Genomic DNA, 10529 nt, shown 5'->3' with positions numbered 1-10529 from the left:
CTTTAGTTAATTGTAAAGGATTAAGCCGTAGTAATCGGAAACCATTTACCAAAACCAACAAACTAAAAATACAAGCAAAGATGACAAGAACAATAGGAATTGTCATTACTTGAAAGGTCGAAACCAAACCAGTACTTTCTCCGATAATCCTTTGAAGAAAAGCATAAATGAGTTTATCGAATAGCGCCCCTACACCTATACCTAGAAGCAAAGTCACAAAACCCATAATCATCGTTTCTTTTAAAATCATGCTAAAGAGGTGACGTTTCTCTAAGCCTAGCACACTATAGAGACCAAGCTCCTTTGAACGATTTTTCATGACAAAGCTGTTGGCATAAAGAACAATAATCCCAGAGGATAGGGGCGAGAATCCCAAGTCCCAACCCCAAAACCATCTTGATAGCATCTGCCCCAGGTAAGTCATCCAGATGCGAATTAAGCGTTAAAGATGTAAAAATATAGGTAATGGCAATAACCAGAATAGTTGCCAATGTATACGGATAGTAAAGCTTACGATTTTATGAGATTGGACAAAGCCAGTCTATTGGTTAGACGAAACATATTAGTTCACCTCACTTGCCATTGTAGTTAGTGTATCGGAAATTTCTTGGAACATTTGATGTTCAGACTTATCCCCTTTGAAGATTTGATTATAAAGAATACCATCCTTAATAAACAAAACACGCTGCGCACGACTGGCGGCCGCTGTTGAGTGAGTTACCATAAGAATGGTCTGACCACTGGCATTGATTGCATCAAAGACATCCAAGAGAGCTGCTGAAGATTTGGAATCCAGGGCACCTGTTGGCTCATCTGCTAAGAGTATTTCTGGTTTAGTGATGATTGCACGCGCAACCGCAACCCTTTGCTTTTGTCCACCTGAAATTTCATAAGGGTACTTCTCTAGCAAGGGATGAATCCCCAATTGACGACTGATAGCTTCTACTTGTGTCATCATTTGCTTAAGTGGGCGTCGAGAAAGGACCAAAGGTAGTAAGATATTATCTTTAACAGATAGGGTATCCAAAAGGTTGAAATCTTGGAAAACAAACCCTAATTTTTCACGACGAAAACTGGAAGCATCCTTATTTTTAATGGTTGCTGTGTCCGTACCATTAAGATAGACACGCCCTGCTGTTGGTTTATCAAGCATGGCAAGGATGTTGAGCAAGGTTGATTTTCCTGAGCCGGATTCACCCATGATTGCAACATAGTCACCCTTTTCAACTGTGAAATGGATATCTTTAAGGGCTTCAACCTGATTTCCTTTGAAACGTGTTTTATAGATTTTTTTAACATGTTGAACATCTAGTAACGCCATAATAAGCTCCTTTATTTAATAAATTTGGAAGAGATTTTTGGAACCTCTTACTTAACTTCTGATACCATTTTATAGAAAAAGCAAGGTCTCAACCATAACCCTTGCTTTCATTTGTGGTCATATTTCTTACACTTTTGTAAGTTATTAATCAATCGCCAACTTCTGCTTTTGAAAATGAATGGAAACTGTGGTTCCTTGACCTACTTGGGAGCTAATACTAATCTCATGTCCAAGCTGATCAGCAATTTTCTTAGAAAGATAGAGACCTAACCCAGACGACTGCTGAGTCAGTCGGCCATTATAACCTGAAAAGCCACGCTCAAAAACCCGTAGAATATCACTATTTTTAATACCAATCCCAGAATCTTTAAGATGAAGCCCGTTATCTTTAAAGTAAATTTCAATACCACCGCTTTTTGTGTACTTCAAACTATTTGACAAGACCTGCTCTATGATAACCAAGAGCCATTTTTCATCTGAAACGACCTTAACATCCAAGTCATGTAGATTAATAGTCAATCCTTTTTGAATAAAGAATAGACTATGCTTTTTAACAACTGCTTTAACCAAGGGTTCTAATGTAACCTGCCTCAACTGCAAATCATCATGAAAATTCTCTAAACGTAAATACTGCAAAACCAAATTGGTGTAAGAATCAATCTTGAATACCTCTTGCTCCAAGAGAGCCCTCGTTTTACTATCCGTAACATCCTGAAGCAATAATTGACTGGCTGCTATTGGTGTCTTGATTTGATGTACCCAAAGCGTATAGTAGTCCATCAAATCTGTATAGCGCTTGCTCTCCTCCTCAGTCTGAGACATCTGGCTCTCCCTAGCACTTTCCAAAGTTTGGGTTAGGTAAAATTCTAAAGGACTTGATGGTGTGATTTCCTCATAGAGATAGGCTAAGTTATAAGAGTGATAGGACCTAACCAAGTCCCAAATAACCATGATGATAGTCACAAAGGTCATTATGGTCAAGGCATAATAAAGAATATCTGCCGCCTCTTCAAATAAAAAGGCAAACAAGATCAAGATGATTGCATTAAAGACAAATAAAAGATAGAAAGTCAGACGAGACCTAATATGGTATTTGATAAATTGTCTTTTATCCATCATGACGCAACCCGTAGCCAACACCTTTCTTGGTTTCAATAAAATCCTTCAAACCCACTGCCTCTAACTTCTTACGTAAACGTGCTACATTGACAGATAAGGTATTATCATCAATAAAGAAGTCACTGTTCCAAAGCTCCTTCATGAGGTCTTCCCGACTAACGATATTTCCAGCATGGTCGAAGAGAACTTGTAAAATCTGAAACTCGTTCTTAGTCAAAGAAACGACCTCCCCCTGATAAACCAAATCCATGGCCTTAAGGTTCAGAATCACACCTAAATGTTCCAAAAGACTCTGATCCTTTCCAAACTCATAAGATCGGCGCAAAAGCCCTTGAATTTTTGCCAAGAGAACATTTTGGTCAAAGGGTTTAGTCACAAAGTCGTCCCCACCCATATTGATTGCCATAACGATATCCATGGCCTGATCTCTGGAAGACAAGAACATAATAGGCACCTTGGAGACCTTACGAATTTCCTGACACCAATGATAACCATTAAATAGAGGTAAACCAATGTCCATAAGAACCAAGTGGGGCTCTACTTTTACAAAAATAGATAATACTTCCATGAAATCTTCAACAAGAACAACTTCGTAACCCCACTGTTCTAGCATTTTTTTGACTTGTTGACGGATAACCTCGTCGTCCTCCACTAATAAAATCTTATGCATAACTCAACCTCTTTCATTTCCCACTATTATAACAATAAATACCCCAAGAAACGACCTTTCTCAGCAAATCTTACAATAATGTTAGATTAAATTTTCCGACTTTTAAAATAGTGCGTTTTCATAGGAAAAATCCTTTGAGTCTTCAAAGAAAATATAGTATTATAATAGAGTTGATGTTGGTTTATCATCAACCAACGACAGCTTCATCGAACAATGAGAAGATTACTTATTTATGTCACGAATTGGCGTGACGTTTCTACAAGGTGCCGTAACACCTAACAATAAGTAAGTCATAAAGTCATCAAAAGATTTTACCGTCTTTTTGTGATTTTAAAGGCTTGCTTTGCAGGCCTTTTTCTGTTATTCGATTGGTTTGATCTTTGTCAGAGTCTCAATGGAATCTGAGAAAATCAAAATACACTTTAGTTTTATTTTTTATAGGAGGTAATATGAAATTACTGGAAGACCGCATTCTCAAAGATGGGAATGTCCTTGGGGAGAACATCCTCAAAGTTGACTCTTTCCTTACTCACCAAGTGGACTTTGATCTCATGCGTGAGATTGGAAAGGTCTTTGCTGACAAGTTCAAGGATGCTGGCATCACCAAGGTGGTGACTATCGAGGCATCTGGTATTGCTCCAGCCCTCTATGCTGCTGAGGCTTTGGATGTCCCTATGATTTTTGCTAAGAAGGCTAAAAATATCACCATGAATGAAGGGATCCTCACTGCTGAGGTTTACTCCTTCACTAAACAGGTGACTAGTACTGTCTCTATCGCAAGCAAGTTCCTCACTCCTGAAGATAAGGTTCTCATCGTTGATGACTTCTTAGCTAACGGCCAAGCTGCCAAAGGCTTGATTCAAATCATCGAAGAAGCTGGCGCACACATCGAAGCGGTCGGTATCGTTATTGAGAAATCTTTCCAAGATGGTCGTGCCCTTCTGGAAGAAGCTGGCTACCCAGTTGTTTCACTTGCTCGTTTGGATCGTTTTGAAAATGGTCAGGTCGTATTTAAGGAGGCAGACATCTAATGCAAAATAAAGAAAAACATTCGCAGGCGGCAGTCCTAGGACTGCAACACCTACTTGCCATGTACTCGGGATCAATCCTGGTTCCAATCATGATTGCTGGTGCCTTGGGCTACTCAGCTCATGAATTAACCTACTTGATTTCAACCGACATTTTCATGTGTGGTGTAGCAACCTTCCTCCAACTTCAACTTAATAAATACTTCGGTATCGGTCTTCCAATTGTTCTTGGGGTTGCCTTCCAGTCAGTAGCACCACTTATTATGATTGGTGAGAAACACGGTAGTGGTGCTATGTTTGGTGCCCTTATCGTTTCAGGGATTTATGTTATCCTCGTTTCTGGCGTCTTTTCAAAAGTGGCCAATCTCTTCCCTTCTATCGTTACGGGATCTGTCATCACTACTATTGGTTTGACCCTCATCCCTGTGGCTATCGGAAATATGGGAAATAATGCTGATAAGCCTACTGGTCAAAGCCTCTTCCTTGCAGCTATCACTGTTCTTATCATCCTCTTGGTTAACATCTTCACTAAAGGATTTATCAAATCCATCTCAATCTTGATTGGTTTGATTGTCGGTACTGCCATCGCAGCAAGCATGGGCTTGGTTGACTTCTCTCCAGTAGCTGCGGCACCTGTTGTCCATGTACCAACACCATTCTACTTTGGAATGCCAAAGTTTGAGTTATCATCAATCATCATGATGTGTATCATCGCTACCGTGTCTATGGTTGAATCAACTGGGGTTTACTTGGCCCTCTCTGATATCACTAAAGACCCAATCGATAGCACTCGACTCCGTAACGGTTACCGTGCTGAAGGTATGGCTGTCCTCCTTGGTGGACTCTTCAACACCTTCCCATACACTGGTTTTTCACAAAACGTTGGTCTTGTGAAATTGTCCGGTATCAAGACTCGCTTGCCAATCTACTATGCAGCTGGTTTCCTTGTTCTTCTTGGACTCCTTCCTAAGTTTGGTGCCTTGGCTCAAATCATCCCAAGTCCAGTCCTTGGTGGCGCTATGCTTGTTATGTTCGGTTTTGTTTCTATCCAAGGGATGCAAATCTTGGCACGTGTTGATTTCGCCAACAACGAACACAACTTCTTGATTGCTGCGGTATCAATCGCTGCAGGGGTTGGTCTTAACGGCAGCAACCTTTTCAACAGCCTACCAAATGCTTTCCAAATGTTCTTCTCAAACGGTATCGTCGTTGCAAGCTTGCTTGCCATTGTCCTCAATGCCATTTTGAACCATAACAAAAAGAAAAATAAAAACGAATAAACTCCCCTTATAGATTTACTGATCTGAACTGCACCCCAAAAGTTAGACAGAAAAAATCTAACTTTTGAGGTGTTTTTATTATGAAATTAACTTATGAGGACAAGATTCAGATATATATACTGAGAAAACAGGGGAGAAGCTTCAAAGAGCTTTCAAAAAGATTTGGTGTGGATGTTTCTGGACTAAAATATATGGTGAGGTTGATTGAACGTTACGGAATAGAAATCGTCAAAAAAGGGAAGAATCGTTACTATTCTCCCGAATTAAAGGAAGAAATAATTAATAAAGTTTTGCTTAAAGGTCGTTCACGAAAAAGTGTATCTTTAGATTATGCTCTACCCAATCCTTCTCTGTTGAAAAATTGGATAGCACAATACAAGAAAAATGGGTATACTATTGTTGAAAAAACAAGAGAGAGAGTACCTAAAATGGGACGTAAACGTAAGAAAACTTGGGAAGAAATGACAGAACTAGAACGACTCCAAGAGGAGAATGAACGCTTACGTACCGAGGTGTCTTACCTAAAAAAGTTAAAAGAACTAGAAGACAGGGACGAAGCCTTACAGCGAGAAAGGCAGAGACAATTAGAGAAATGGTCACAGGAGGATTTCGACTAGATTTACTTCTTGAAACGGCTGGTTTAGCTCGCTCAACTTACTACTATCAGTTGAAACAACTAGATGGATTTGACAAAGATAAAGAGCTTAAAGCTGAAATTCAATCAATTTATTGTGAGCATAAAGGAAATTACGGCTATCGTCGAATGACTCTTGAATTGAGAAATCGTGGCTTCATGGTAAATCATAAGAAAGTGCAACGTCTGATGAAGGTTCTTGGTTTAAGTGCTCGAATTCGTCGTAAACGGAAGTATTCTTCTTACCAAGGAGAGATTGGCAAGAAAGCAGAAAATCTCATTCAACGCCAATTTGAAGCAACCAAACCAATGGAAAAGTGCTATACAGATGTGACAGAATTTGCCATTCCAGCAAGCAGTCAAAAACTTTACTTATCACCAGTTTTAGATGGCTTTAATAGTGAAATTATCGCCTATAATCTTTCAACTTCACCAAACTTAGAACAAGTGAAAGCTATGTTAAACCAGGCCTTCACAGAGGAGCATTATAAAAATACAATTCTCCATAGTGACCAGGGATGGCAATATCAACATCAGTATTATCATCGATTTTTAGAGGATAAAGGGATCCAACCGTCCATGTCACGTAAGGGTAACAGCCCAGACAACGGCATGATGGAATCTTTCTTTGGCATTTTGAAATCGGAAATGTTTTATGGTTACGAGAAGACGTTTAAATCACTTAATCAATTAGAACGAGCTATTGTAGACTATATTGATTATTACAACAACAAACGCATTAAGGTAAAATTAAAAGGATTTAGCCCTGTGCAATACAGAACTAAATCCTTTGGATAAATTAATTGTCTAACTTTTTGGGGTCAGTACAATCCATAAGGGGAGTTTTTATTATAGTCTTAACGTACTGATGGTAGCAAGATCTTTGGTAACAATAGCGGTATCAAATCTCACCTCAAATAGAATCAGCGATTCTCACATTAGGAACGTTATTCACAGAAGTTGCCAAGGCTATTTCTGTTTGTTCTGCCATTATTCTCAAAAATTCTGTTTTCGTGTTCATTTTCAAAGCCTCATTTCCTTAGATTAATTATATAGGTCTGTTCCAAGTTTGTAAATCGAAAGAAAAGACTAAGCAACTACTCTGTCTAACTTCTACTGAAAGTATCTGGTGTTATTTAATTCTTACGATTGACTTATTTTCAATTCTATAGACAGCATCGTAATCTTCCAGATCGTAATGATGGGCAATTTCAATAATACTATTAGGCAACTGTTTCAAGACATTACTTATTTCTTTTGAACTTGCTGCATCTAAAGAAGCCATCATCTCATCCGCAAGTAAAACCTGCTTTTCCCTCAAAATAGCACGTGCAATCTCAAGTTTTATGATTTGTCCACCTGAAAAGTTATCTCCAGTTAATTCATAGTCCAATTGATGACAACAAGCCTCCCATAGTCCAACTTTTTTAGTGTTGAAATGAGCAATGAGTCAGAATAATCTTGATAAAGAGTTAGATTATGTCGCACACTTGTATGAAAGACATAGGGATTTTGATGAATAATTGCAATGTTATCTAAATTTGGAGTCAGCTCCCTTCCATCAATGCTTTTAAAAATGATTTTCCCACTATATGCCTTATCTTGCCCTGATATTAACCTAAAAAGTGTTGTTTTTCCAATACCACTATCACCAACCATAAGATTATGCTGAGACAATGAAAAAGTAACCGTAACATCTCGAAAAATCTCTTGATTATCATAAGATTTAGTGACGTTTTTTAACTGAATTTCTTCTAAAGTATGTATGTGAAGCCCTTTTGAAGGAATTTCTGACTCACTTCCAAATGTCAATAATTTATCTTTTATCACTTGACTTGATTGAATACTTGCAATAGCCTCCAGAATCTGTTGTAAGGGGTTAATAAGATATGTTGAAGCAGACATCATAGCAATAAGTGTAGTAATTGAATTTTGTTTCATGACAAGACCAATCACAAATGGTCCAATCAAGCCGACAGCTTTCAGAGGTCCTGTCCAAAACATAACTAAATTCTGAAGTGTATAATACTTAAATTGTGTCGTCTCCATCTCACTAAGGGTTATGAGAGTTTGCTTTACATTCTCTTTTTCTGCTTGGTTGCAAATAATCGTTTCAATCCCTTTACCAAAGTCTGTAATAGCTCTTAAATTTTTCTCTTTTGAGCTACTTAGTAATTCTCCTGACTCTTTCAATTTTCTCTTAAAAATAAACTGAGGCAAAATCATCAGAAAGGCACCTACAGTAAAAAGACTACCCACAATAAGATTTTGTTTGACCAGATAAATTACAGATACTAGGACAGAGGCGCCCCACACAGGCGAGATAAGAAAAGATTGAAGGAACTCCTGGTCTACAATTCCAAGATCTTGTGTCAAGAGTGAGCAAAGTTCAGAATCCGAGATGTTTTTAGGAAAGACAGCATGATTCTTTAAAATATTTTCTGATAGGCTCACATTAAACGCTCTAATAATAGAACGAAGCAGAATATTCTCTATATACATAAAAGCGTACACTGCCACCCAAAGAGAAATGCTCGACAATGTAAAAACTATTAAATCCCGACTATCACTACTATCTATATGACCTGCCATCTGGATAATTACAGGTATTACAATGCCTTGACAGGAATAAAGAAGCGCAAAAATGATATAAAGTACCATTTTCTTCTTGGGAAGTAGCTTAATAAATGTAACCATCATTGTGACACAGCAACTGATTTATTTTTTCAATAATCATTGCTTTTACCTCCTTCAATTTGATACTATTATTTTAGTTTATTAATAGCAAAAACTATTGAAATTTCGGAAATCCGATAAGGAAGTTTTATATGGAACTAGGCCAAAAATTTAAGCAGATTCGAAAACAGAGAAAATATACTATTCAGAGACTCGCTCAAGTGGCTGGATCTGTAGCGAGTATTTCAGACTTTGAAAATGACAAAACATCACTCTCAAATGATACTCTTTTCAAACTTTTAAGACACCTAAAAGTCGAATATAATGAATTTTTCGGACAAGAATATCTTGTGGACGAAACCTACATAAAACTTGCTAATCAATACAATCAAGCCTCAAATAATTTAGATTTTGAAGCACTAAAACAAGTCACAGAAAGATTTCGCTTTTTAGGAGAAACTAATTATAGTGATTATCTGATTAGTCTTTGTATTACCTGTCAGGTTTCAAAACTTCAAAACCAGTCAGTTAACCAAGATATTGCTACAGAACTTCAAAACTATTTCTTTTCGATTGATATTTGGACACTTCTGGATATTGATTTACTGGATATGGTAAAGGATATCTTCACAGAAGATGCACTAAAAATCTACATTAAGGAACTCCTGTCAATTCTAGGTACAAATCCTAGAAATAATTTAGATAGAATCACTTTAGATGTTATTAGTCGTTGTATTTTCCAAATCATTCTTTACGGAAATCAAGAAGATAGTAATTACTATCTAAACGAACTAAAAACTATTCAATTACCAGATTATTTCATGTTACAAAAAATCTATCTTAAAGAACTAGAAGCCGCATTCCTTTATAAATTTATCGATAAGAACATGGGAAAGACTATACATAAAGAGGTTCTCCACTACTTGGCTTTTATGGGAGATGACGATAATTTGAGAGAATGGGACCAAACTTTCCGTCAATTATAGACTTTATTGGATAACAGTTGTACAATGAATTATATAATTTGAAAAATTTAGAAAGGAAAACAGAATGCACGAAACACATTCTCTCCGTGAGCGATTCCTTGTTTTCTTCAAGATTTTTGTGCCCATACTGATTTATCAGTTTGCCAACTTTTCAGCAGCTTTTGTGGACACTACCATGACTGGTCAATACGATCCCCTACACTTAGCGGGGGTAGCCATGGCAACGAGTTTATGGAGTCCTTTTTTCACCTTCTTAACAGGTATCGTATCTGCCCTAGTCCCTATTATCGGACACCATCTAGGGGCAGGTCGCAAGGACCGAGTGGCACCTGATTTCTATCAATTTCTTTATATGGCTTTGGGCCTATCACTGATCCTTTTTGCCCTCGTTTTTCTAGGAGCACCCTTGGTTTTGAACTATCTAGGTCTGGAGCCTTTGGTCAGAAAGGTCGCCCTTGGTTATCTACGATTTTTGAGTCTTGGGATTATTCCCCTTCTACTCTTTAGCGTGGTTCGCTCCTTCCTTGATGCACTTGGCCTCACGCGCCTTTCCATGTACCTCATGCTTCTGCTCCTACCTCTCAATGGTTTCTTCAATTTCCTCCTCATCTATGGCATTGCTGGTCTTCCAGAGTTGGGAGGAGCCGGAGCAGGTTTGGGAACTTCATTAGCTTACTGGGCCCTTCTCCTTATTTCCATAACGGTTATCAAAAAACATCAGAAGGTTAAACCCTACCACATCGAAAAGATTCAACCTCTTGATAAAGCAGCTCTGCTTGACGCCCTTAAACTAGGTCTCCCCATTGGTGGAACGG

At 38.0% G+C, this 10529-nt stretch carries 10 protein-coding genes, 1 pseudogene and 1 riboswitch; of the genes and pseudogenes, 5 read left to right on the top strand and 6 right to left on the bottom strand.

Annotated elements, in window-relative coordinates; translation table 11 throughout:
• From HSISS2_RS01980 to HSISS2_RS01965, 4 genes and pseudogenes are all read right to left on the bottom strand, one after another.
• A pseudogene (locus HSISS2_RS01980) lies at window positions 1-561 on the bottom strand (ABC transporter permease); the annotation flags it as partial.
• 1 nt (window position 562) lies between these two features.
• Window positions 563-1321, bottom strand: coding sequence for an ABC transporter ATP-binding protein (locus HSISS2_RS01975; protein ID WP_021145108.1), 759 nt, complete (start codon window positions 1319-1321; stop codon window positions 563-565).
• Between the two features lie 144 nt (window positions 1322-1465).
• Entirely contained in the window at window positions 1466-2437 is a 972-nt protein-coding gene (locus tag HSISS2_RS01970) for a sensor histidine kinase (protein WP_042767175.1), read from the bottom strand.
• Window positions 2430-3110: a response regulator transcription factor gene (locus tag HSISS2_RS01965; protein ID WP_002951259.1), complete on the bottom strand. Its 681-nt coding sequence runs from the start codon at window positions 3108-3110 to the stop codon at window positions 2430-2432. The genes HSISS2_RS01970 and HSISS2_RS01965 overlap by 8 nt, the downstream gene beginning before the upstream one ends.
• Window positions 3111-3316: 206 nt before the next feature.
• A riboswitch (purine riboswitch) is annotated at window positions 3317-3412 on the top strand.
• A gap of 147 nt (window positions 3413-3559) precedes the next feature.
• On the opposite strand from HSISS2_RS01965, the gene HSISS2_RS01960 reads away from it, so the two are divergent.
• The 3 genes from HSISS2_RS01960 (at window position 3560) to HSISS2_RS10620 (ending at window position 6850) form a co-directional block, all read left to right on the top strand.
• Window positions 3560-4141, top strand: coding sequence for a xanthine phosphoribosyltransferase (locus HSISS2_RS01960; RefSeq protein ID WP_021145106.1), 582 nt, complete (start codon window positions 3560-3562; stop codon window positions 4139-4141).
• Window positions 4141-5418 carry a nucleobase:cation symporter-2 family protein gene (locus HSISS2_RS01955; RefSeq protein WP_021145105.1) on the top strand — a complete coding sequence of 426 codons (1278 nt, stop codon included), beginning with the start codon at window positions 4141-4143 and terminating at the stop codon, window positions 5416-5418. The genes HSISS2_RS01960 and HSISS2_RS01955 overlap by 1 nt, the downstream gene beginning before the upstream one ends.
• An 80-nt stretch (window positions 5419-5498) precedes the next feature.
• A protein-coding gene (locus HSISS2_RS10620) for an IS3 family transposase (RefSeq protein ID WP_100066247.1) occupies window positions 5499-6850 on the top strand; the annotation gives its coding sequence in 2 pieces (ribosomal slippage) (window positions 5499-5940 and window positions 5940-6850; 1353 coding nt in all).
• 334 nt (window positions 6851-7184) lie between these two features.
• Here the strand turns inward: HSISS2_RS10620 and HSISS2_RS12160 are convergent.
• Together HSISS2_RS12160 and HSISS2_RS01940 are read right to left on the bottom strand one after the other, a co-directional pair.
• Window positions 7185-7445, bottom strand: coding sequence for an ATP-binding cassette domain-containing protein (locus HSISS2_RS12160; RefSeq protein ID WP_021145103.1), 261 nt, complete (start codon window positions 7443-7445; stop codon window positions 7185-7187).
• The gene (locus tag HSISS2_RS01940) at window positions 7430-8713 is read right to left on the bottom strand and encodes an ABC transporter ATP-binding protein (RefSeq protein ID WP_021145102.1); all 1284 of its coding nucleotides are present in this window, start codon (window positions 8711-8713) and stop codon (window positions 7430-7432) included. Before HSISS2_RS01940 ends, HSISS2_RS12160 begins: the two co-directional genes overlap by 16 nt.
• Window positions 8714-8880: 167 nt before the next feature.
• On the opposite strand from HSISS2_RS01940, the gene HSISS2_RS01935 reads away from it, so the two are divergent.
• Together HSISS2_RS01935 and HSISS2_RS01930 are read left to right on the top strand one after the other, a co-directional pair.
• Window positions 8881-9714 (top strand): helix-turn-helix domain-containing protein, encoded by an 834-nt coding sequence (locus HSISS2_RS01935; RefSeq protein ID WP_021145101.1) that lies wholly within the window; start codon window positions 8881-8883, stop codon window positions 9712-9714.
• 64 nt (window positions 9715-9778) lie between these two features.
• Window positions 9779-10529, top strand: a 751-nt coding sequence (locus HSISS2_RS01930) for an MATE family efflux transporter (RefSeq protein WP_042766901.1), incomplete at its 3' end; no start/stop codon positions are given.

This window comes from Streptococcus sp. HSISS2 (genome assembly GCF_000448665.1).
GTDB lineage: Bacteria > Bacillota > Bacilli > Lactobacillales > Streptococcaceae > Streptococcus > Streptococcus raffinosi.
Note: the sequence above shows the minus strand (reverse complement) of the source record. Positions and strands in the feature narration are given on the sequence as shown.